A 24,465-nucleotide genomic window follows, 5' to 3' on the forward strand; every position below is an offset into this window, starting at 1 on the left:
TTAGGAAGGGGTAACGCCAGAACTATAAACAATTGAGCGGACATAAGATAACTCACAAATTGCGACTTTCCAATTCTTTTTACAGGAGATTTTCATGACAACAAATATTGAAACCTCATTTTCTGATGCACCAACTACCACCCCTGTATTAGAAATGCAAGGGATTACCAAACGATTTCATGGTGTATCTGCGCTCCAAAATGTTAATCTCACGATTTATCCGGGAGAAGTTCACGCCCTCATGGGTGAAAATGGAGCAGGTAAAAGCACATTGATGAAAATCCTGGCTGGGGCTTACATTGCAGATGTTGGAGAAATTCGCATCAATGGTCAACCTTTGAAAATTACCGATCCGGCAACAGCACGCAAGTCGGGTATTAATCTTATTTATCAAGAACTGAATGTTGCACCGAATTTAACCGTTACCGAAAATATGTTTATGGGTAGTGAGTTGCGGCGGGGTCAGCTTTTAGACCGCAAAGCCATGCAACTGGAAGCAGAGGAAGTGCTAGAAAGTCTTGGAGCCAATTTTACAGCGCAGACTATAGTTGGTACTTTATCGATCGCAGAACAGCAACAAGTCGAAATTGCCAGGGCGCTGAAAGACAAAAGCCGCGTCTTGGTGATGGATGAGCCAACAGCAGCACTTTCTGACCGCGAGAGCGACCATTTATTTGAGGTAATTCGCAAACTGCGGCGTGATGGCATTGCCATTATTTACATCAGCCACCGCATGGAAGAAATCTATGCCTTAGCTGACCGGATTAGCGTCCTGCGCGATGGTCAATATATTGGTAGTTTGACACGTAGTGAAATTTCTCCACAGCGATTAGTACAGATGATGGTTGGTCGCTCCATGCAAGACTTTTACGAACATCAACGGCAAACGAATCCTGGCCCCGTGGTGCTGGAAGTCAGAAATATGAGCGACGCGCGTCAGAAGATTGAACCAGCTAGTTTTAAAGTTCATGCTGGGGAAATTGTTGGTTTAGCGGGATTAGTGGGTGCTGGGCGCACAGAACTATCCCGGCTGATTTTTGGTGCTGACCGTAAAGCCAGTGGTGAAGTATTCCTGAATGGCAAAAAACTGGAAATTAATTCGCCCAGTGATGCCATTGCTGCCGGAATTGGCTACGTCCCAGAAGACCGCAAAGACCAAGGTTTATTTCTGGAGATGAGCGCCCGCAAGAATATTGCCATCAACACACTCAAGCAAGATGCCAGGGGTGGAATTGTTAACTGGCCTTCAGTGAATCGGCTGTCAACAGAGGCAGTAGAAAACTTCAATATCCGCCTAGCCAATTTGGAAATTAGAGCATTGGATCTTTCTGGTGGTAATCAACAGAAGCTACTATTAGCGCGTTGGTTAGCCATTAAACCCAGAGTCCTGATGTTAGACGAGCCGACACGCGGCGTAGACATTGGTGCCAAAAGCGAAATTTACCGAATTATGAGCGAATTAGCAGCGCAAGGTGTTGCTATTTTAATGGTTTCCAGCGAACTATCGGAGATTGTTGGTATGAGCGATCGCGTCTTAGTAATGCGAGAGGGACAACTGGTAGGCGAACTGGACGGCAGTCTTGGCAAAGAAATCACCCAAGAAAAGATTATGCACTATGCAACTGGAGCATCGGAGGTATCAGCATTATGAGTCAGACAGTCAGACCACCGGCTAATAAATTAGCCAATAATCCCGCATCCCGCAACCGGAAATCAATTACCACTCTGCTGGAAGTTCTGGGAATTCTACCAGTTTTAGTAATTATCTGCATCTTCTTTGCATTTCTTTCTCCCAACTTCTTCACGGGCGGTAACATCATTAATATCTTGCGTCAGGCATCAATCAATATTGTGCTGGCGACAGGAATGACCTTTGTAATTCTCACCGGAGGTATTGACCTATCAGTTGGGTCAATATTGGCTGTTTCTGCCGTCGTTGGACTGCTGGTATCGCTACTTCCGGCTTTAAGTTGGGCGGCTGTACCTGCTGCATTGCTCGCAGGATTGCTTTTAGGCTTAGTCAACGGCGCTCTCATCACCTTTTTAGATGTGCCACCTTTTATTGTGACGTTGGGTTCACTCACAGCCTTGCGGGGTGTGGCCTTTTTGATTGCCAAAGGGACAACGCTGATTAACCGGGACATCAATTTTGCTTGGATAGGTAATAGTTACATCGGCCCTCTGCCGTGGCTAGTGATAATTGCACTACTGACTGTAATCGCTAGCTGGTTTGTGCTGCGGCAAACTGTTCTCGGAGTGCAGATATATGCTGTCGGTGGTAACGAGCGGGCAGCCAGATTAACTGGGATTAAAGTTAATCGTGTCTTGCTATTTGTCTATGGTATTAGCGGATTACTGGCAGGTTTAGGAGGAATCATGAGCGCCAGCCGTCTTTATAGTGCCAGTGGCGTATTAGGTCAGGGTTACGAATTAGATGCGATCGCAGCTGTTATTCTAGGTGGAACCAGCTTTACAGGTGGTATTGGCACCATTGGCGGCACTCTTTTAGGTGCATTAATCATTGCTATTCTCAACAACGGTTTAACCTTGTTGAACCTATCTTACTTCTGGCAACTAGTCGTCAAAGGACTAGTAATTATTTTAGCAGTAACGATTGATCGGTTACGCAGACGTTCCAGACGTTGAAAAAGATGCAGAGGGGGAAAATGAAGAATTACCTCTTTCCCCCCTGCTCCCTGCTCCCTTGCCTCTTGTGCCCAATGCCCAATTCCCAATATATAAACTATGTCTTCTACTACTATTCGTCGTAAATCCAACACGTTTTATGTCATTTTGATCGCTGGCGCTGCTGCCCTCGGCGGGTTTCTGTTCGGTTTTGATACTGCTGTAATCAACGGCGCGGTTTTATCTCTAGCAAAAGCTTTTAACACCAGTAGTTGGGTAACAGGGCTGGCAGTGTCCCTAGCATTACTGGGGTCTGCTGTAGGAGCCTTCTTTGCCGGACAAATTGCAGACCGTTATGGTCGAGTTAACGCAATGGTGGTCGCTTCAGCGTTGTTTACCATCAGTGCCATTGGCTCCGGGTTTGCCTTCACTATCTGGGATTTTATCTTTTGGCGAGTATTGGGTGGAATTGGCATCGGCGTTGCTAGCGTCATCGCGCCAGCTTACATTGCCGAATGTTCTCCCACCCATTTGCGAGGAAGATTAGGATCTCTGCAACAATTAGCGATCGTAGTGGGAATTTTCGTCGCCTTATTGAGTGACTACTTTATCGCTGTGTCAGCAGGTTCAGCAGACTCGCCGTTTTTGTTTGGAGTTGCAGCTTGGCGCTGGATGTTTTGGACAGCAGTCCCACCAGCAATATTCTACGGGATGATGGCTTTAACAATTCCTGAATCCCCCCGTTACTTAGTTGCCAAAGGACGGGAGCCAGAAGCCGTTAACGTTCTGACCAAGATTTTGGGGGGTGACGTGCTGCCAAAAATTGAAGAAATTCGGCAGACAGTATTTCGTGAACGCCACCCTAAATTTTCTGATCTTTTAAGCAGAAGTGGCGGACTCCTGCCCATTGTTTGGGTAGGAATAGGTTTATCTGTATTACAACAATTTGTTGGGATTAATGTAATCTTCTACTACAGCAGTGTTTTATGGCGGGCAGTCGGGTTTTCCGAAAAAGATTCCCTCAGCATCACGGTGATTACAGGAGCAGTCAATATTATTACAACATTGATTGCGATCGCCTTCGTGGATAAATTTGGTCGCAAGCCCTTGCTCATAGTAGGGTCAATTGGTATGACCTTGACCTTGGGAACGATGGCTTATATTTTTGGCAACGCTCCCCTAGATGCTGCTGGAAACCCCGCCCTCACGGGAAGCGCCGGGACTCTGGCTCTTATCGCAGCCAATCTCTATGTATTTTGCTTCGGTTTCTCCTGGGGGCCAGTAGTTTGGGTCTTGTTAGGAGAAATGTTTAATAACAAAATTCGAGCGGCTGCACTTTCAGTTGCTGCTGCAATTCAATGGGTTGCGAATTTCATTATTTCCACAACATTCCCTCCCATACTCCAATATTTCGGTCTAGGTTCTGCCTATGGACTTTATACAATTGCGGCGGCTACCTCATTCTTTTTCATTCTCTTTTTTATTAAAGAAACCAAAGGAATTGAGTTAGAAGATATGTAATTTGTATCTATTGCAAACGGATTTGATATACCAGTCCTAAATGAGTCGTGAAAAATAAATATAGATAAGAAAGAAAACGAACCGCCAAGAACGCCAAGAGAAGAAAGAAGAAGGAGATATGTAATTTTCACAAATGATTTAAGATTGCTATATCAAATCAGATAATATTGCTATAAATGTTGTGGGGTAGGCAAGATGCCCACCCCGATTGTGCGAACTTTATGTAGAGCATTTGACAACAATTAAATATAAGCTTTCGCTTTAGTCAATCATTAAAAAGAGGGAAACTCTCAATACGGCTCTTTGTTCTTATGGTTTGTCTAGAGGGCAGTTATTTAGGCTATTACGACGCGGTATATAAATCTATTATTGATAATCAGCTAATTGCTGTTACTGCCAAGACAGAATTAATGTAATGCGGATTATAGAAGCGGCTATTAAAAGCAGCAATGAGTAAAGAGTCATAGGGTTGCTTTAAGTAACCAAAAACTGAAACTCAAAATATGTAACTTTAATGCTGATTAACTCACAACCTGCAAGCTTTGGTTTGAGTGTAATCTCTTGAGTTACAAAGTCAGAATTTAACCACTTTCAAGTAAATAAGTCAATGATCAAAATTGTTTTTCATAGCTTTTTTATCCTATTTTTGGCAGTTCCAGCAGTTTGGGCAACACCTCCAGAAGATGATTCTAATGCAGCAGATGCTAATAGGAATTTGCAGGGACAAGTAAATTCTGTTTCCCAGTTTTCTGATGTACAACCAACCGATTGGGCGTTTGGTGCATTGCAATCGCTGGTCGAACGCTACGGCTGTATTGCAGGTTATCCCAATTCCACCTATCGCGGGAACCGCGCCTTAAGCCGTTATGAGTTTGCCGCAGGTTTAAATGCTTGTTTGGATCGGATTAATGAGTTAATTGGTACAGCTACTAGCGATTTAGTTAATAAGCAAGATTTGGCAGTGCTGCAAAAGTTGCAGCAAGACTTTGCCACAGAACTGACAACTCTGCGCGGACGAGTAGATACCTTAGAGGCACATACAGCAACATTGGAGGCGCAGCAGTTTTCCACCACTACTAGGTTGAATGCTCAAATTATTACCGCCATTAGTGATACCTTTGGTAATAGAGTAGGTGGCGATGCCTCCGGCAACCCGAAGCGGGAACGCGATGAATCCCGTATCTACTTTGCAAATCGGGGTCGTCTCAACTTTGAGAGCAGTTTCACAGGCAAAGATTTGTTGCGAGTCCGGCTAGAATTTGGTAACTTTGCGAATTCTAATGGTGCAAGCCAAATTGCTACAGCCACAGGCACAGGGATGACACGCCTGAACTTCGATTATGACAGCAACGAGACACTTTTTGTCCCCCACATCCGTTATTACTTCCCAGTCAGTGATTCTCTTAACTTTGTTGTTGGGCCCACAGGCATTGGTTACACCGATATTTCAACTACTGTCACTCCCCCCACAATCGCTGACGACGGCAATGGGGTTCCCTCACTATTTGGGTCATACAGTCCCTTATTTCGGCGAGGTGGCGGGGGTGCAGCCGCTAACTGGAACATTACCAAAGACTTGGTTCTCACCTTGGGCTATTTAGCAAGCACTCCCAATACGCCGTCGGGGAGCAACGGCTTGTTTTATGGCGGCTACAACGCCCTGGCGCACTTAGCCTATTACGGTAAGGAAGGAGCTATTGGTGTTGCCTACTCTCATGGCTATAGCCCTGCTGGAGTAGTCGATCTCGCAGCCGGGACGGGTAGCACCCTGTCAAACGCTCCCTTTGGCAACAACATTGCTACTTCCAACGATATTGTCGGCGCACAGGGATTCTATCGCTTCTCTCCGAATTTCCAAATTCACGGTTGGGGTGGATATATTTGGGCAAATGCCAAGAGTTCTGGTTTGAGTGATATTTCTAATGGTAGAGGTGGAACAGATGCTCTATTTGTGAACAGTGGTGACAATGCCAATGTCTGGTTTGGGGCGATTGGTATGTCCTTTCCTGATGTGGGGGGTAGGGGTAACTTGCCAGGAATTCTCTTTGGTATACCACCGCGTGTCTCTAACAGTGATGTCCGTCAAGACCGAGACACCGCTTACCATATCGAAGCCTTCTATCGCTACCGCCTAAACGATAATATCTCTGTGACTCCTGGTTTTTGGGTGATTCTCAACCCGGAAAACGACAGTAGAAATGATACGCAGTATGTAGGTGTGCTTCGTACAACCTTCGATTTTTAATGTTGATAGTTTAGTTGACTAATATCATGTCCGCTAAATTACCCATAAAAAAGAACCCCTGCCCGCTTGCAGGGAGGGGAGACAAAGCACATCTGGGGTTCTTCGGGTTTAATAAGCAATCAAGCGGACATAATATAACAGAGTGCTGAATACTCAGCACTCTGCACTCTTCATGCGATCTGACAAAAAAGTGCTGGGCGGTTTTAGACACTGAGTACTTAGTATTTCTGTAACTCAATATATAAAGTAAGCTACTCGATCGAGGCTATAGGGCAATACAGTTCAGTTAAGGCTAAAACTTTTTACCAAAGTCATTTTTTTACGAACCGCAAAGGACGCAAAGAGAAGAAAGAAATACTTAATCCAAGCGTATTGGGCTATAGCTCTCTTCTGTTATTTTCTGGGAGGGCGATCGCCGATCTTGTAGGCTGAGTTAAGCCATTTGCAGCCCAATATCAAAGGTTGCTGCGTAGCCAAGGCTTGTTTTAGTAAGCTTGAGTAACATTTGTTCGCCACCATCTTGAAAAATTCCGTCTCCAGCGTTCTTCAAGTTGCGTTGTCCCTTGCTGGTGTATGGTTTTTGAGTGTGTACCCGATTTGTCATCGAGTCATCAAAGTATAGTTGTGACGTAAACTCATAACTCTGGGCTGATGGCGCGTTTGTACGAACCTTAAAGTGGATATGGACGGTTCTGCCTTCATACCAACCAGGAAAAATAGTTGTGAACTGGACAGTTCCATTTGCGTCCGTGACTTGATAGCCGCGCAGAAACTTTTTACCGACGGTGCTAAAACCTGAGTCTGTCACATCAGAATAAACGCCTAGCGCATCACAGTGCCAAATATCCACGATCGCACCTGCGCGTGGCGCACAACCAGTATTGCCAATCTGCGAAACCCGCAACGTTAGTTGGAGTGGTACACCGTCTTTAACTGAACCATCTGCCGGATCGGAACGGATATCGGAGCGGTTGAGCTTTTCGTCTACAAAATACGGCCCTTCGGTCTGCTCTGGAGTTACGACACACGCAGACAATGTATTATTGGCTAAAGATGATGCTGGGACGGCTACACTCGATTGCGCCTGTGTGGATCTGGACTTTCTCGGTGTGCATCCAACTACAATGATTGCAGATCCGACTGCCCTAAATAGAGCAAGTGTCTTTCTTCGACTCAATATTTGATAATCATCTTTTTTCATGCTGCTTTCACCATGCTTTTTTTGTCAAGGTGATATTAAATAATTTGCCAGTCTTCTAAGATACAAGGGAACTCCAACAAATAAATCGTCCAATCTTGTGGGGTAAGCTCTCTAGTCAGCCCAGTTCAATATGATAGGTGAGACACCCATCCCACAAGAAATAGTTGGATATTTTTTTTGGAAGTCCTTAATTTTCAGCTATTTTGCTGGGTTAGGGCGATCGCCGCCAGGAGGATGAGGCGGAATACCCAACGCATCTATCAACTGTTGTTCAGTGACACCCAGTTTTGCCGCAGCTGCTTTCAAGTCAGGTCGAGGTGGGCGTTGCTGATTGCGATCGCCTCCGGTGGGCGAAGCGCCTGGATTTGGAGGATTGGCAGGTACTCCCAAGGCATCTTTTAACTTTTGCTCGCTAACTCCTAGTTTCGCCGCAGCTGCCTTAAAATCAGGACGGGGTGGGCGCTGATTGCGATCGCCTCCGGTGGGCGAAGCGCCTGGATTTGGAGGATTGGCAGGGACTCCCAAGGCATCTTTTAACTGTTGTTCGCTAACCCCTAGTTTCGCCGCAGCTGCCTTAAAATCAGGACGGGGTGGGCGCTGATTGCGATCGCCTCCGGTGGGCGAAGCGCCTGGATTTGGAGGATTGGCAGGGACTCCCAAGGCATCTTTTAACTTTTGCTCGCTAACTCCTAACTTCGCCGCGGCTGCTGCAAAATCTGGTCGAGGAGGTCGCTGTTGTCCATCTGGTGGTTGGTTGGGTGGTTGTTGCACCTGGGCAATTTGAGGAGATTGATTAGCAGCATTTGCCTGATTGAGTGAAATAAAACCAAATGTGCCAACCAGAACGGGGATCGCTGTTACAACTAGTACTCTACGAATATTCATGATCGTTTTCTCAAAGATAGATCGTTTACATTTCTAATTCAACCGAACTAAAATTACAGTTTGCCCTGCTTGTAAATTACAATTTTGTAATTTGAGGAAGCAAGAGCAAGGGTGTTGCAATTAACGGTTATTGTGTTCTACACGATTTTGACCCGCGCCCTGATTCTAATTTTGAGGATGTTGGGGAGGACGCTTTTTCTAATTTGGACGGGGTTTAGAATGTCTAATATCATGTCCTTGCGTACTCCCTTGGAGAACCCAAACGCGAATAGCGTCTCCGAAGGAGAAGGGTACGGAGTGAAGCATAAGTCCTTCGGACACGCTTCGCGAACGCAGAGTCCTAGTGATTGCTTCGCTGCAATCGCAATGACATACCGTAAGTAATTTGACGGACATGATATAACCTGTGGTTTTTTATCAGATATTTGTGGTCTTGGAGACTGTTGAGAAATCTAGGCATTCCGATTAGATGGATTAGCGGCATAAGCCTGATTGGGTGTAACAAAACCAAAATGTACCAATCAAAAAAAATATTTCTAAATCCTGATTAATTTTCCTTTTACCACTGACCGGAATTATCTTCCTGTTGCAAACCTATCAACTGTCGCCGCTTCCAAGCATAGTGAAGAATATTAATTCCAAGTTCTTGGGCTGTACGAATAGTTAATCTGGGTAAATTCAAATCTCTATCTAGTCCCCAAGCAGTTGCTAAATCACCAATTACTAAAATAATTCCACCACCAATTAACATTTTAATTTGCTGCTGATTAACCATTGGCAAAGCAGCAAATAAGAAAGGTTTTGTCCTTAAAGGATGACTCCGTTGTAATTCTTCTAAAGGTCTTAAAGGACTCTCTAACTGTTGTGCTAATGCTTGAGTACTCTCAATTAGAGCATTAGCATTTGTTGGTGCATCAACGATAAGTACACCACCTAAATTTAAGTAATTTTTAAGAGATTCAAATTCGAGGCTATTTAAAGAAATTGCCTGTCCACCTGTCAGATAAAGTATGTCATAGTCTTGGATATTTTCTCCTAAAGAAACCTGACCCGGTTCATCAGCCCCTCGTAAACTAGGGTATAAAGGTTCTACTGCTTGTAACAAATACGAAAGGCTGAAAAAATTACGCGCACATTCAGGATCGCTATGATTTGCCTGTGCCATACATACAAGTGCTTGGGGACGCATTTGTGCCTGACGGCGATAACGCAAATCAATATTGTTATATCCAGGAAAGAAAGCATCCGCAGGTTGGGTGATTTCCGTATGTCCTGGTTGCAGAAGTATCCGACATATTTCTATTTCTGAACTGATTGGTATGGAGTTTCTTTGGTCAATTCGATAGGTTTCTTGAACAATATCTCTTTGCTGTCCGCGCCGCAGTTCATCGGGGTCTACATAGCTAACTACTAAGTAGATCATGAGGGGTTCAGAACTCACTACTTCAATATCAATAGGAAAATCATAAGAAGTCGGTATAACAATTAGATTACCTGCTAAATCAATTGCAATACCCGGTTGAATTTGTACCCAACGCCCATCTCGATATCTAGCTTCAACTTGGCTTGGGGCTGTTATATCTCGAATGCCTAAACCACAGACAATTCCTGGTTGGTTTAAACTTTGATACTGGGTATTTTGCCGATTCCGGTGATAATCATGGGCTGTACGCCAGCGTTCTGCATTGATTAGTAAACCGTCTGCCGCTTGTAGGCGTTCAAGGGATTTGATTGGTGGGGGTGGGAAGGGATGGGACATAGCGATTTTGGATTTTGGATTTTGGATTTTGGATTAAAAGTCTATTTTAGGAGTTTTAAACAATACTACTTATTCAAGATGTAGGGTGTGTTATGCCAAAGGCTAACGCACCTTTAATTATCGATGGTGCATTATGCTAAAGCGACAATACACCCTATAATTTAATTTAAAATTATTTAATTAGAAGGATTTTCAATAGATAATTCGTATGTACAAAAAGCAGGTTTTTCTTGTTCTATGATTCTTTGGATAAGTTGCTCGCTAATGATGCCACTAGAAATATTTGAACGCAAACGAACTATAAAATGATATGGTTGCCCACCTGCTAAAACTGCATTTCCTAATTGGGCATCTCCGATAATAAAACTTGGGCCGAAAGGTTCTGTGATACTGATATGTTTATCAGCTTCATTGGGTAAATCTTCGTCTAGCGGTAAACCAGTATAAAGATGTAAATAGAGACGTAATCCTTTACGAGTTCCGCGCCAGCGATAAAGTTCTACAGCCCGACGAATTAAACGCCGTTGTTGCTGGAGATCCCAAACGGAATCTACTTGCCAAGCAACCCAATGAGCCATAAAAGGTAGTAGGGCTTTTGGTGCTGTCAAGGGATCGAGGTTTGCCCACATAACGTTGTAACTATCAACTACTGGTTGAAAAGCTTGCTCAAATATCTTCATAAAGCGACCAATAAAGTCTACTTCTCGATACAAAATTGGCAAGAATTCCATATAGGCGGTGTAGGGACGGATGTATAAATCGAAATACTCGCTTCTCTCGATTTGTTCGTTGTCAGTGCCTTGGTCTATATGTAGAGTAATTAAGCTGCGAAAATTGAGTGTTAGTTTGTCTTTTTTCCCTGGAGAAATAGCTTCTTGATCTTCAAAAAATGTGTCGGGAATTGAGAAGTAGAGAACAGCATCCATTTGTCCACGAGGCGGTATTTCACTGCCTTCTGTACCAATTTGACACCACTGGGATGGGAAGTTTCCTTCAACGCTTAAGCTTACCCGTAAAGGACGCTGTTCTAAGTTTTGTACTTGCACAATCATCTCGCTGGGATGTCCAGGATGCAAGAGTAAACTACGTCCAGCGACATCCATATCGGCATTTGCAAATGCAAAACCTGCCACAGGTAAAGCTTCGGGAATTTGCATCGGCGTTAATTGAATGCTTACAGCCGGACTAGAGCGACTTTGAACCATAATTTTACCAATTTTAGATTTTAGATTTTGGATTAAAAGGCTCTTCCAGAAATTTCAAACAATACGAATTACGAATTACGAATTATTTGAATGTCGTGATTTGAACGCAGATTGGTATCAGCCCAAGAACATATTAAACCTTCCGATCCTGGGTCAATTAGTTGTTCTGGTGATGGTTGTCGTCGCCAATTTTCTCCTTGCTTGCGGATGGGAAACAGTAGGACGGGGCCTAAATGACGCACGCCTGGGGTTTGTTGCAGTAGTGCGACAATATCTGATGTATAAACTGGTCGTCCAAATGGCCAACCTTTACCGTCCATTCCTCCAGTTAATGGATTTAAATATTTATACAGTAATACCCTTAAATTCCGCCGAATTTCTTCGCTGGCAAAAGGGTTGTTGTATGCTGGCTCTAAAGCAACTTCTGTCTGTACCGAAACACCTACGTAATTCGGCTCTTGTAATTCTATTTGTACCCCTAATAAGCGTCTTTCATCTAAGTAACTCAAAATTTGCTCTTGCAGTGCATTACTAAGGGCAAATTCTTCTGGTGTTATGCCATTACCTTGAGCGATCGCATCTGTGTTTGCATAAGGAACGACCAGTAAACTAACTATACCAGCTTGTCTACGAGAATTTGCTGGCAAACACCGGACGCGAGCGATCGCACCAGCACCCGCTTGTTCAGTCAAAACTTCAAAATCTTCAGCAGTGACGGCGCGATCGCGCGTGCGGAGGATACGGGGAGCTTTCATCACAGCCTGTTCTAACGATTCGGCATCCGCCCCATTGATTGCAGGTACACGATTGACCACACTTGCAATGTATGGATACGCAGACTTCAAAAACTGGATTGCGCCAGTTTGCACATTCCCTTCTCTCCCGCCGCCTGTACGATAAGCAACCATTTTAATCTCTGCACCACGGGGAGGAATCGCCCCATATTGATGTTCCGACTGGTTATTTTCCAGAACTTGTACAGATGTGTCATCTAATGATGCTTGCTGAATTCGCGTTCGTACCTGGGTATGCTGTTTAAGTTGGCTAGGTTCTCGAATCAGTGGCCCAAACTGGATTGTACCAGTGATGGAATCGATGGTGTAATGAAAATGATTTGGCCCAGAATCAGCAAAATCTCTCACCTCAGTCCACTTCTGAGGCAAACCACCACTGGGAGTAACTAGAATATACTCATTCTCTCGGCGTTCTAAAATTGGTACTGTTTGTAATTCAAAACTCTGACCGGGTGTACCATCACTAATTCCCAATCGCTCATCTAGAATCAGCGTACTGTGACTAGCCCTAACAGTACCGCCAATTGACCGCGCTGCTAAACCAATAATTCTTGGCGGACGATTGTAACCAGATTCATTTTCTCTACTAATAAAGCTACAGCGCAGCCAGCGCCCTCGATAAGAGGTGAAATTAGCCACAGGCCAAACTTGAGGTAAATGCAAACGTACCTCTGCACCTTGAGACGGGTTTCCACCCTGTTGAGCCATTTCATAAAAACTGAAACCGCGAGTTTTATCATCTGACTCTTGCAATAAAACTGCTTGCCAATTTTCCCCATCCCAGGCTTCCCACTTGCGGGGCGGTTGATTGGGATTAATACCCGCAGGGGTAGCCGCAGCCCCTTGGAAAATAATTTCTAAAACATTAGCGTCTAAAGGATCGTCAGAATTAATTGCTAAATAAAAGCAGTTACCAGGCTGGGGTTCCTCTTCAAAAATCGGTTGTTCGTTACCTGTCCAGTAACCGTTAGATTGACGAGTCCAGGAAGTTGTAACTCTTTCGCGCAGAGATTGGGGAATATCTTCGGTAGTTTGGGCAGTTAAGAAATGTTGGATGTGGGGTTTGCCGATAATTAGAGGAGAATCTGTACTAAAAGTAATCGCTTCTGTAGTTTCAGTGCGGATAGTTGAGGCTTCCAATCCGGCTGGAATCGTGTAGGCTTCGGGTAATGCAGCGCTTAAGTAAAAAGTTAATTCCGTGCGGGCTGGGGCGGGTGGCTGGAGACGAATACCGAGTAATTCTAGGAAAGCGACATAATTTTTTCGGGGTACTTGGTTGAATCTGAGCAACATTTGGTCAGTTAACCAAGCAAATAACTCAATTAGCGTAATTCCTGGGTCGCTGAGATTGTGGTCTGTCCATTCTGGACAGTAGCGAGGAATACGCATAATACATTCTTCCACCAAATCATCGAAGGCGCGATCGTCTAAGTTGGAAGAAGGTAATTTCGGTAAAAAGTCAAAGTTCATACCAATTTAAAAAAGAATGTGACAGATACAAGCCTAGAAACCGAGACGAAATTTAACTTTCTGAATTTTTAATTTTCAATTTTTAATTTTTAATTCGTATCACGATTCCTCCCCAGCTGACACCAAATAATAAGGATAAACAAAACTATAAATATCGGGACTGTCTTTAAGTCGATAATTGATGATGATGTCTACTCTGCCACGCACAGGGTCAGGATCGGCGAGAACTTCATCGATAATAATGCGTGGTTCCCAAACTTCTAAAGCTTCCAAGACATAAAGACGGATTCGCAGTAGGGTATCGGTATTCAAAGGTGCAAACGCCAGTTCCGACAAGCGTGAACCAAAGGTAGGTCGATAAACCCGCTCACCTACTCCCGTGCGGAGGATAATCCAAATAGATTCTTTAACTTTTTGATCTTCACGGCTAAGTTGTATCCCACCTTGCACACTTAAATGTAGGGGATAAGCCCAACCTGTTCCCAAATAGGCTTGCTCGCGACCATAAACCATATCTGGCACTTAGACAGTTTTTACATGAATATCTTCAAAGATATCGGCACAGAAGGTTTAAGCCTATTCGCCAAAGGTCGAGGATGAAGAGGTGGGGGTAGGGGGAGAATGATTTGTAACTGTAAGATTCATAGACCAATACGGTTCAGTTAAGCATTTCTTTCTTCTCTTTGCGTCCTTTGCGGTTCGACGAGTCTTTGATACTCGTGAATGAGTCTTTGATACTCGTGAATGAGTCTTTGATACTCGTGAATGAGTCTTTGATACTCGTGAATGAGTCTTTGATACTCACAGGCGCAGTATTCTTCTGCCCAATCTCCCTTACTTCTTCACTCAACCGCCAATGAGAACAGTAAAATCACCTTTGATAATTTTATTCGGTGGCCCTAATGCTTCTATAATAGTGTCGCCCATCCGAGAAGCAGGTAGGTTGTTAATCAGCACAGTCTGGCTACCGTCAATCACAACCCCAGGCCCGTGGGGAGGTAAGGGTAAAGGTGTAGCGCAATTATGAATATCAGCACCTGCGGCAGCAGCTGCGATCGCACTACCCATAGTAGCTGCTGATGTTGCCTTTGTAGCTTGTTCGGTAGCTAAAGCACCAGGTAGTCCTGGTGTACCAGCCGCCGCTAGGGTAGAAGCCTCAGCCACTTGAATAGCTGTATCAGAAGCAGTTTTAGCAGACTGCAAAGCTGGTACTGCTGCTGCAAGTACACCCCGCCACGCAGGTAAAGACCCAATCAACACATTGGGACTACCCGGCCCTCCTGTCAACACTGGGGGCAAGGGATGCGCCACATTATCAGTAATTCTTGCTGCCGGTTTACCCATAACAACCTCCTATAGTGTCTTTAATCTCTTGCCTCTGTGTTCTCTGCGTCTCTGTGGTTAGATAAATTACTTTTAAACCGCAGAGGCACAGAGAGCGCTGAGAAAAAACATAGAAAATTAATTAAGGCGAATCATCGCACCTTTAACTGTAATCACGCCGTTGGCTGAAATGTCTATATTTCCAGCAGCATCTAATGACATATTACCTGTTGATTTCACTGAAACAGATTTACCCATATCGTCCATTTTGATTTTATGACCGCCTGTGGTTTCAATCTCTATACAGCGATCGCTATCATTGAGATATATTTTGTGGCCACCTGTAGTTTCTACGCGAATACCTGTTTTACTACTTCCTTTATCTTCTTCAACAAACTGTAAAACATGACCTACACGAGTCTTAATGGTGCGTAACCTTACACTACCTGTAACTGAATCACTTACCTTTTCTGGTGGTGCATCCTTCCCGTTCCATACCCCACCAATGACATAAGGACGGTGAATATCGCCATGTTCAAAACCTACCAAAACTTCATCGCCTACCTCTGGTAAACAGTCGAAACCTCGATTTGAACCGGCTCCCACAGCTACAACTCTCGCCCAGTCACTTGTATGTTCTTCTGTGAGAGTGGGAAACATTAACTTCACTCTACCCCATGACCGTGGGTCTTTGTTATCAGTCACAATTCCTACTAATAGAGTCTCAGACGGCTGGAGGCGTTTTTCTGGGGAGAGAGTTGTGAATAAGTTACCAGAACGGAGTCCCCGGACGCTGAAATCAGTTTCATAAACGCGCTGACTGAAGAAATGGCGCGTTTCTGTAACATAATATTTACCACTATAGCGATCGCCCATACCATTAAGATTAATAACCCGTCCAGGACGAATCTCAGGATTCCCTTCTCCTTTGGCATCTGCATAAACAAATTCTCCTCCCAGTTCATCACACAAAGCCTGAGCCATAGCCTTTGCTTGATCTTGACTGGCAACAGGTTTATCTACAACAATCATTTTAGGGGAATTCTTGGGGGAATTAAGATTAGAAAATGCATTAATAGTACTACTTCCTAGCTCATTACCTGTCTGGGTTATTTGCTTCTCTTTCTGGACTGTTGCGCTAATTAATTTTTTCTTGGTATAGTCCCAAGCGCGTACTTCCACAGAACTCACCTGTTCGGCACTGGTGACGCGGGTACTAAATTTATTAATACCAAGTAGCCATTTTAGTGATAAAGCTTGCTGAACTTTTGGTTTGTGGAAATTTAGTTTTCCCTCTGTAATAAATAGTTCAAAACCAATACGGGCAGCCCTTTCTCGCAAAAATTCCATATTAGTTTGATTTTCTTGGAAGACATAGTCATGAACTTCACCAGTTGCCTCTATCTTGCCAGGTTTTATACCTACTTCTTCAATTATTTTTTTAACTATATCGCTATCAGTTTCATTTAAAAAAGAGCGATTATAGCGACCTTTATGCAGACGATGGGAAATATCATAACCGCGAACAATGATGTCAGCTTCAGATTTTTCATTGAAGTGAACTTCCATCGCTGTAATTTCGCCTTCAATCAGGAATTTTCCTACCTCCTCTTGAAAATTATTATCTTGAGTAGTACTCGAAGTAAAACCCAATTTCACTTTTTTACCAATTTTAAAAAACTGATCGTGTCGCCAAGGCTTGTTTTCTGGTCGATCAGACGTGGAAATATAGCTATTATGTATAACTAGCGTAAACATTGCTGGTAAATGAAGGCTTTCTTCGACAGTGATTTGCAACACATCCTTTATTAATTCAAGAGAAGCAGGTTTTCCTTCTATCTCGATTTTAGGTTCGCTTAAATAAAGACTTTGTTTAGGAGACATAAGTAGTAATAGAGATATTTAAAATGTTCAACAATTCTGTAGCTTGCTTCCCTAAAAGGGTATTCTGGCTCCTGACTTCTGAATTCTTACTTGTTAAGTATTTTTTCCCAGCTTAGGATTCGGCTGGCGATTTGCACCTTTAGAATTAGATTCACGTCCTCCAGGAAGATTATTTTTATCTACTTCTTGCAAGGCTATATCTACCAGTGCCCTAACTGGTGTACCATCACTAAGAAACATATTTAAAGTGTAAGTTAAACTCGTAATTACACAATAAAAATATTCATTTCCCCATGTCAATATGTAAACAGGTGGGCGTTTATCATTTGCTCTATTAATAGTCTCTACACCTTTTTTAATATTATCTATATACTTTTTCATCACCGACTCTTTAGTTTCGTAAGTATCATATAGCAACTGTTTCAGCGTAAACTTGTAAGGTTCAACACCAGAAAAATTTACTTTCGGAAGTAGAGTAGTTCCTCTATTACCTTGCTTACTTTCCCATTTCACAGTCCGAGCAAAACTAATATCTGTGGGATTAAACATTAATTCAATATCTGGCGCTTCACTGTTATAAGCTACAAGTTTGGCTTTCTCAAGTTGCGGTTGACGCTTTTGAATAACAATAATTGCGGGACTTGCCATTTGAATAGTTCTCCAAAAATTAATGATTGAATGGAAATTTACCAGGGTAATCGACCTGAGTGACCACCATGACGTTCTCGCTCAATTTCTATCCGTTGTCGTAATCTGTGATAAATTTCACGGGCTAGAGCTTCCAAATCAGCCGTATCATCATTATCATCTTCTGAAGAAGATGATAATGCACTCTGTATTGTCTCAGTTACTGGTTCTATTTCTCTAGATATGTCAGGTGGTATAACCTCTCCACCATCAGCAAAGCCTCTAGCTGAAGGAAAGTGTTTAGCAAAAATTTGTGGCGATTCTGAAACATAAGTAAATTCATAATTTTGTCTGTTAGATTCTCCATCATTAAAATTAAAGCTAGTTAATTCCTCATTATTTCCATTTAGTAAATCTTCCACACTTGACCATTGAGAAGGTGTATTTGACCATTGAGAAGATGTATTAGTGGTAGGATTTGCTTTTCGGAAAATCATAGGAGGCGATGAGTATTGAGGTGAAGGCTCATCCACATCTATTGTTTCATTTTGAAGAAGATTAAGCTGTGGAGAATTGAGGATAGAAAGTTTCTGTTTACTAATATTCAACCCCAAGTCAGAAGGAATTAAAGAATTAGATATCTGAGGTGAATGAGTTTCAGCGCTTTTTAGCTGTAATGAAGTGTCTGAAAAAGAATCGACTTTAGTCGGAGTCTCTAGAGAAGTTGTTTCTTCTGGTTCTGTGGAATTGGGTGTCTGTAAACTTGGGAGAATAATATCCTGCGGTGTTCCACCAGTGTTGATGTGATGTAATAGAGGTAAATTCTTCTGTGCATCCCTGGTATTAATGACAAACTCCCCAGGCGTAAGCATTGCAGGTACTGTATCCGAGGGTGCTATTTGCTGACGATTTTCAACGTGGGAGTCTGTAACGTGACCACCAGTAGCATAACCTTTAGGGGCGGGCAAATTTTGTGCGATCGCATTTTGCTCAATTTTAGGTGCTGTGCTTATCTCATTTTGGGGTGAAGTTAGGTTATCTGAGGTATCAGCAAAGGTTGGTATTTCAAGATTTTCTGATTCTACTGTTTGTTCATGAGCAATAATTTTCCTAAAAATACTTACTTCTTCAGCAATTTCAGGCGATGTGGTGGAAACTACAGGTGTTTCCGCAATTTCAAGCGATGTGGGAGTAACTACAGATGTTTCTGCAATTTCAGGTGGTGCTAAAATGGGCTGACTTTCTGTTAACTCACTCGTAGTATCCTCAACATTAGTATCACGTTGCAGTGAATTCACATTTACTGTTGAGACATCTGAGACATTAATCGCGATAGCAGACTGTAACTCTGAAGTTACTAACTGTTCATTATTATCAGAGTTGCTGAATAAACTAAGTTTATCTTCAATATCGGCTGAAGTAGATGTTAACTGAACAGGTATACTAGCGGGAACATCACTCGTAACACTCGAATCAATTTCCTGACTTGTCTTGCTATCTGGAAAAGCTTTATCAAGCAAAAAAATAGGCTTAGAATTATCCTCATTCTCTTGCAAAGAATTGGGCTGAAAGTTTAGGTTTTGGCTTGGTTTTTCCACATACTGCGAAAAGTCAGAATCAATTTCTTGTTGTATTGTAGGGATTTTTGCAACTAAAGACTCAGAATCGGGTGAAGTAAGATCCGTTCCTCCGATATTCTCATGATTCTCTAAAGAATGGAGAAAACTAGGTACATTATTAACCTCAGTTGAAGTAAGTGCTGACGATAAATTTAAATAATTATCAGTGACAGAATTATGTGTAACAAAATCATTTGCGGTACTTTCTAATATTAAGTCTGGTTCATGAATAACTGTAATCGCCTCAAAATTAGTATTAGTATTTGGTAATTCTTCAGGCTGTGATGGAGAGTTAAAGGTTGGTGAAACCTCTTTTGCTTGGATTATATTTGTTTGGTCTACGCTGATTTTATTATCAACAATAGAAGGGACTCGATGTGTTTCAATATCCTGTTGTAGTGGAGTTTGCTGGACTGAAATATCTGAGCTATTAACTAATTCTAATGCTTCGCTGATTATGTTTTGCTGATTATTCGAAAAATTACTAGATGGAATAAATCTTTCTTGTGCATTATTATTTGAAGGAAATTCTATAGGTAAGGTTTCGATTATTCCGCTTATATTGTTGTCTGCTTGAATCTTGCCTTGTGATGGGATAATGACTTCATCTACAGATAAATTTACACTCGAATAGCTAGATATTAACTCAGAATCTAATTGGATATTATCAGTAGTAATATTTTTAAATCCAGTCGATTTATCTTCAACAATAGGCGAAAATAATGCAGATTCACTAGACGTTATAGTTTCAGTAGAATCATCATAATTTATGGTATTCTCTGAAGCAATATCCAGTTGTAAAGCTGGGATTTCCGAATTAGTCTCAATAGACAAAGGCTTATCTGACGTTAATAAGCTATCTTCATTTAAATTAACAGTAATGTTGCTTTCGTCAATAAATTGCTCAATATTATTCGCCGCAGATGATGTAATAGCTTTTTTAGCTCTAGATTTTGACTTTTTTTCTGGCGACTGTTGAGATTTTTTTCTTTTTTTTGATTTAGATTTAACCTTTCTATCTAAATTTTGTGAGATATTATTACTCGAAATTTTTTCAATTTGAATTTGTGGTACTTTCAGAATACCATTTCTTACTGAATCAATACTATTAATGTTATAATCTGGTGGATTTCTTGAATCAGAAGAATCCAATTCAAGCAATGAAAATTCTGAAAATTCATTATTTATACTTATATCTTCAGCATCCCAACTATCCCAACCTATTAAGGGTTGAATCGATGGGTCATACTGACGAGATAATAAAAACTGAGAGGATACAACTAATGGCGATCGCATTTGGAGCTTACTTATAAAATTGCTGCGTGACTGCAAAGAGGGAGATTCCTTTTTTAATATTCTTTGATCGGGATTAGATAAAGATGATATTATCCCAAGAGCATAAATATTGTTTCCTAGTGGAGATTGAATAATTTGCATAGTTGTATTTGAAAAATAACCAATTAGCTAGAAACGAAATATCCTGTTTTTTGATTACGTTGTACTGAAGTGCCTCCTCCTGTAGCCCTTGCAACTTGTAAACCTTCATAAGCTAAAGTTAATTCTTCAATTGCAACTGCTTTTCCATCCGCTTGGAGTGCAGGTGTTTTCCAGGTTATGGGAATAGCACCAATCAAAGTCCAACTCATCATCGTTTCACCGGCTTGATTGAAAATCAGAATATTGACATTACGCCGAGATGTTTTCTTTTGTTCATCAAAAACTGCATTCATCCAGTTCCAAAAACCTGGATGGTCGGTAAATCCTCGTTTAAGAGTTATGTCTGCAAATTCTGTATGACCTAAATAAATTCTTTGTTGGTCGTTAACACCACCTTCCTGAAAAACATTTTTCTTAATTTGAACACTTAATCCTGAACATTCAGCGAAAGATGCAGCAATAGAACTGTCTATTTCAACGTAGAACCGATTAGTAGTGACATAATTCAATTCGTGAGTAATGTTGCCATTGTTAGCACCTGTAGCCATTACAACCACCTTTGAGAATTATAATTACCGAGTCTCTCGCGCTGCGATCGCAAATCTTCTAGCAAAAGTTTATACACGTGTTCTGTGAGTTGGTTTATTAGCAGTGAGTCGTTGAGATATTTACTTGCTGTTTTAGCCGCAATGCTGGCATCAGAACCCGCCGAAACCCCGGCGTATCCAGCAGTACCGCCAATATCTCCATCGAATGTGAAAAAATTTTGTTGCTGTTTTGAGTCCATAAATAAAAAATCTCTCCTAGAATCCAGGCTAAAGGTACTGCATCAGAATCAAAAGTAGCCAAAAGTCGAACTTAGTTTTTACCTGGATTCAGACTTTTGAGCAATTGTATAGGAAATGCGATCGCATACAACATCCGCAAACCAATGGAGGTGGCGTTTGGCGCTGATTTCAGTCGGGTGAAGGTTCACACCGATGATCAATCCACTCCTTTCCCCAATGTTTATTTGATGAAAATAATAGATCCCAAATCCGCGATAAATCACCGGACTGATTATTGTAAAGACGGCGATTTATCGCGTCTCTTGCCTTAACCGAACAGTATTGACTATGATGGGATCAATGTTTGGGTCACTGAAATCGGGATTTTTGATCAATCCTTCATCTGTTAAACTTTTTAGAAAAGCTATTAAGTCACTTTTTTCGCTTTCAGTTAGATCAAAACCGTTGATAAACTCACTTTTTAAGGGATTATCACTCCCAACTCCCGCAAACTTCCCTCCACGAATAGTTCTACCACCAGCTTTGTAGTGATCGATAACCTCTTCGAGAGTTGCAATACTGCCATCGTGCATATAGGGAGATGTTAGAGCAATATTTCGTAGGGTAGGAGCTTTAAACCGTCCCATATCGGATGGAACAGAGGTAATTTCATAAACACCTGTATTATCAGGTGGATAAGCCCCTTTACCATCAATGTTATAAAGTCCAGTGTTGTGGAAAGCAATTTCCACAAAAGCCAGTTTTTGATGCATTATCGAATCTGTGAAATTAATCCCGCCGTGACAGTGGAAGCATTCTAGGTTTTCGCTGTTAAATAATTTTTCACCCCGTTTAGCCGCTTGAGAAATGGCATTGGAATCACCTGCAAAGCGATAGCGATCGTAGGGAGAATTAATAGAAATTAGGGTGCGTTCAAAAGTGGCTAAGGCTTTAGTAATATTATTGAGATTAATTGCATCCTCACTATCAGCAAAGGCGGCTGCAAACATCTGTCGATATTTGGAATCATTCTTTAACATTACCAATATTTGTTTTTCCCGCCCTCCCATACCCATTTCTACAGGATGTTCCCCAAACATTGGCACTAAAGCTTGTTTTTCTAACTGCTTTATTAAAGGGTTCGCCCAAGTCAATACCGGACTATAGGCTATATTAGCAAGACTCATAGCACCACGGAAGTGTGTTTCTCCAGTGGCTCCCACAGATACTGATTTACCATCAGTAAAAGCAAGTGCTTGGATATGGCAAGAAGCACAAGAAAACTTACCCGTGATTGATAAGCGCTGCTCATAAAAAAGATGCCGTCCCAACTCTACTTTTTCCGAACTCATAGGATTATCTGCTGGCACAATTGGCTTTGGCATCCAAGCTAGAAGATTCCAATTATATTCTGAAGTTGGCGATGCTCCCAAAGCTGTACTCAGCCCAATTGATAAGCAAATTGAGAGTAGATAAATGGTAGCTAGAAGACACCAGCGAGTTAGTTTCATTTGAGATGAAGGCATAAAATCATAACTATCACTCAACCCGAAAAAATTTCTGTGAAGAAGCTGGTTTACCACCAAATGGCAGACCGAAATTAGCCATAATGCCAGTACAGTCAGCATCATCGGGAGATGACATACAGCCTGGAGGACTATTAGCTTGATTAACTGCTAGATTCGTGTTTGCTACTAACGCCGCCAAGTCAGCAATGACTACATTCTTGTTAGGATCAAACTTAGAAAATACCACCTTTGAGGTATTGGGATTGCTACAGCTTGATGGTTTCTGGCTGCCATCAATAGCCTGACATCCAGTACTACCTAAGTGGATAGGAAAACCAACAGTATTACCTTGTTCTCTGTGCTTTGTAGCACTTGATTGGAGGGTTTGGTTTTCTAAATCAATTCTGAGAAATTTGTAACCAAACAGCCAATTCCACCATAATGATGTCAGATTCAGAGGTGATGGCGCGGTGACAGAATCAGCGTGATTGAGATTAAAGGGGACACCTAAAGTAAGTTGTAGTCCTTGATAATTACCTTTGGGTACTGTCCCGATAACTTGATAGTTTGTCTCCACTGTACCGTTACCACAAGCACCAGATTTATTTTCAAAGTCCAGCAAAGCGACGTTTTGGTATTGCCATTTGCCATCCTGAGTTAAAGTCAGGGGTACAGCTTTGCCATTGAGATTAATCAAGGCAACATCAGACACATAGAAGCGGAAGTCTGAGGGAGTAATTTTTGTTGGAGGCTTACCTAAATTATAAGTCTTACCGCACTCGAAAGGCTGTTTACCAACTTTGGCATTAAATTTAATTGTGACTTCTTGGGATGAAGTTGTAGAGGCTACAGTTACAGCATAGTTCCCCAGGATAGCAACCATTGGAACTGTTGTCATTGTAATACGCCACAGGTGTTTGCCTAGATCAATCAAGATTAACTTTACGGATAACTGCATTACTTTACCTGTGTTTTGATCGAGGTGCTTACCAATTTTCAATAATGACTTGCATCCCTGTCAAATGACTGGCTGTCATATATTTTTGTATAAGGTGTAATTAATAGTACTGAGTAGTCGGGGAAATGATATAGGAATCCGGTTCGATTTCTGAAAAGATACTAGTACAGTGCGGCGGAAATAAACCACCCATTCCAAATCAATGAAACCCTCATGCTGTATTCGTTTTTAATTTTTAATTTTTAATTCCGCCCTGCGGTACTAGGGTGTGTTAGCACGGAGAGTACGGCACCAAACCCTTGATAATGGTGTGTTACGAACTTCGTTCTAAGAGGTTGTTTGAAAAGTTTTTTTATACGCCTAACCCTTGGAGATCCCCCTAAACCCCCTTAAAAAGGGGGACTTTGATTCTTCCCCCTTTTTAAGGGGGGTTAGGGGGGATCAACGAGTGCCTAAAATCACACCTAACTACTTTTCAAACAACCTCTAACACCTAAGTAGTTAAACAAAATTAATTACACAATGTCATTGCGAATGGAGCGTAAAGCCTTCGGCATAGCTTCGCTTAACGCGGTAGCGTCTCGTAGAGATAGCAAAATGAAGCATAAGTCCTTCGGACACGCTTCGCGAACGCGGG

19 protein-coding genes are annotated in these 24,465 nt (G+C 42.1%); 5 read left to right on the plus strand and 14 right to left on the minus strand.

The genetic code is table 11. The annotated features are described in order from the left end of the window. Positions 1 to 94 precede the first annotated feature (94 nt). The 4 genes from GTQ43_RS30285 to GTQ43_RS30300 all read left to right on the plus strand — a co-directional run bounded on the left by GTQ43_RS30285 (position 95) and on the right by GTQ43_RS30300 (position 6,391). Positions 95 to 1,651 (plus strand): sugar ABC transporter ATP-binding protein, encoded by a 1,557-nt coding sequence (locus GTQ43_RS30285; protein WP_265276328.1) that lies wholly within the window; start codon positions 95 to 97, stop codon positions 1,649 to 1,651. Next, positions 1,648 to 2,646 (plus strand): ABC transporter permease subunit, encoded by a 999-nt coding sequence (locus GTQ43_RS30290; RefSeq protein WP_265276329.1) that lies wholly within the window; start codon positions 1,648 to 1,650, stop codon positions 2,644 to 2,646. The genes GTQ43_RS30285 and GTQ43_RS30290 overlap by 4 nt, the downstream gene beginning before the upstream one ends. Before the next feature lie 99 nt (positions 2,647 to 2,745). Next, the gene (locus tag GTQ43_RS30295; protein ID WP_265276330.1) at positions 2,746 to 4,146 is read left to right on the plus strand and encodes a sugar porter family MFS transporter; all 1,401 of its coding nucleotides are present in this window, start codon (positions 2,746 to 2,748) and stop codon (positions 4,144 to 4,146) included. A gap of 607 nt (positions 4,147 to 4,753) precedes the next feature. Further along, on the plus strand, positions 4,754 to 6,391 hold the full coding sequence (locus GTQ43_RS30300) for an iron uptake porin (RefSeq protein ID WP_265276331.1): 1,638 nt from the start codon (positions 4,754 to 4,756) through the stop codon (positions 6,389 to 6,391). 433 nt (positions 6,392 to 6,824) lie between these two features. Here the strand turns inward: GTQ43_RS30300 and GTQ43_RS30305 are convergent, their stop codons facing one another. From GTQ43_RS30305 to GTQ43_RS30360, 12 genes are all read right to left on the minus strand, one after another. After that, complete coding sequence (locus tag GTQ43_RS30305) at positions 6,825 to 7,592, minus strand: intradiol ring-cleavage dioxygenase (protein ID WP_265276332.1); 768 nt, start codon at positions 7,590 to 7,592, stop codon at positions 6,825 to 6,827. Positions 7,593 to 7,790: 198 nt separating this feature from the next. Beyond that, positions 7,791 to 8,477 (minus strand): hypothetical protein, encoded by a 687-nt coding sequence (locus GTQ43_RS30310; RefSeq protein WP_265276333.1) that lies wholly within the window; start codon positions 8,475 to 8,477, stop codon positions 7,791 to 7,793. 559 nt (positions 8,478 to 9,036) lie between these two features. After that, entirely contained in the window at positions 9,037 to 10,236 is a 1,200-nt protein-coding gene (locus GTQ43_RS30315; RefSeq protein WP_265276334.1) for a DUF4159 domain-containing protein, read from the minus strand. Between the two features lie 176 nt (positions 10,237 to 10,412). Further along, positions 10,413 to 11,441, minus strand: a complete 1,029-nt coding sequence (locus tag GTQ43_RS30320) for a phage tail protein (protein WP_265276336.1) — start codon at positions 11,439 to 11,441, stop codon at positions 10,413 to 10,415. Between the two features lie 68 nt (positions 11,442 to 11,509). Next, positions 11,510 to 13,705 (minus strand): putative baseplate assembly protein, encoded by a 2,196-nt coding sequence (locus GTQ43_RS30325; protein ID WP_265276337.1) that lies wholly within the window; start codon positions 13,703 to 13,705, stop codon positions 11,510 to 11,512. Between the two features lie 99 nt (positions 13,706 to 13,804). Next, complete coding sequence (locus GTQ43_RS30330) at positions 13,805 to 14,218, minus strand: GPW/gp25 family protein (protein ID WP_265276338.1); 414 nt, start codon at positions 14,216 to 14,218, stop codon at positions 13,805 to 13,807. A gap of 333 nt (positions 14,219 to 14,551) precedes the next feature. Further along, a complete protein-coding gene (locus GTQ43_RS30335; protein ID WP_265276339.1) occupies positions 14,552 to 15,049 on the minus strand; it encodes a PAAR domain-containing protein in 498 nt (165 codons plus the stop codon). A gap of 117 nt (positions 15,050 to 15,166) precedes the next feature. Further along, a complete protein-coding gene (locus tag GTQ43_RS30340) occupies positions 15,167 to 16,912 on the minus strand; it encodes a VgrG-related protein (protein ID WP_265276340.1) in 1,746 nt (581 codons plus the stop codon). 93 nt (positions 16,913 to 17,005) lie between these two features. Continuing rightward, positions 17,006 to 17,560 carry a phage tail protein gene (locus tag GTQ43_RS30345; RefSeq protein WP_265276341.1) on the minus strand — a complete coding sequence of 185 codons (555 nt, stop codon included), beginning with the start codon at positions 17,558 to 17,560 and terminating at the stop codon, positions 17,006 to 17,008. A 38-nt stretch (positions 17,561 to 17,598) separates the two neighbouring features. Continuing rightward, the gene (locus GTQ43_RS30350; protein WP_265276342.1) at positions 17,599 to 20,595 is read right to left on the minus strand and encodes a hypothetical protein; all 2,997 of its coding nucleotides are present in this window, start codon (positions 20,593 to 20,595) and stop codon (positions 17,599 to 17,601) included. Positions 20,596 to 20,618: 23 nt separating this feature from the next. Next, positions 20,619 to 21,143, minus strand: coding sequence for a phage tail protein (locus tag GTQ43_RS30355; protein WP_265276343.1), 525 nt, complete (start codon positions 21,141 to 21,143; stop codon positions 20,619 to 20,621). After that, a complete protein-coding gene (locus GTQ43_RS30360; RefSeq protein WP_265276344.1) occupies positions 21,143 to 21,382 on the minus strand; it encodes a hypothetical protein in 240 nt (79 codons plus the stop codon). Before GTQ43_RS30360 ends, GTQ43_RS30355 begins: the two co-directional genes overlap by 1 nt. Before the next feature lie 96 nt (positions 21,383 to 21,478). Here GTQ43_RS30360 and GTQ43_RS30365 point away from each other — a divergent pair, with 96 nt between their 5' ends. After that, complete coding sequence (locus GTQ43_RS30365) at positions 21,479 to 21,694, plus strand: DUF4157 domain-containing protein (RefSeq protein ID WP_265276345.1); 216 nt, start codon at positions 21,479 to 21,481, stop codon at positions 21,692 to 21,694. On the opposite strand, the gene GTQ43_RS30370 is transcribed toward GTQ43_RS30365, so the two are convergent. Continuing rightward, positions 21,674 to 22,888, minus strand: a complete 1,215-nt coding sequence (locus tag GTQ43_RS30370; protein ID WP_265276346.1) for a methanobactin export MATE transporter MbnM — start codon at positions 22,886 to 22,888, stop codon at positions 21,674 to 21,676. The two genes, GTQ43_RS30365 and GTQ43_RS30370, sit on opposite strands and share 21 nt — an antisense overlap. Before the next feature lie 13 nt (positions 22,889 to 22,901). Next, complete coding sequence (locus tag GTQ43_RS30375) at positions 22,902 to 23,768, minus strand: MbnP family copper-binding protein (protein WP_265276347.1); 867 nt, start codon at positions 23,766 to 23,768, stop codon at positions 22,902 to 22,904. Positions 23,769 to 24,465: the final 697 nt, after the last annotated feature.

The organism is Nostoc sp. KVJ3 (assembly GCF_026127265.1).
Lineage (GTDB): Bacteria > Cyanobacteriota > Cyanobacteriia > Cyanobacteriales > Nostocaceae > Nostoc.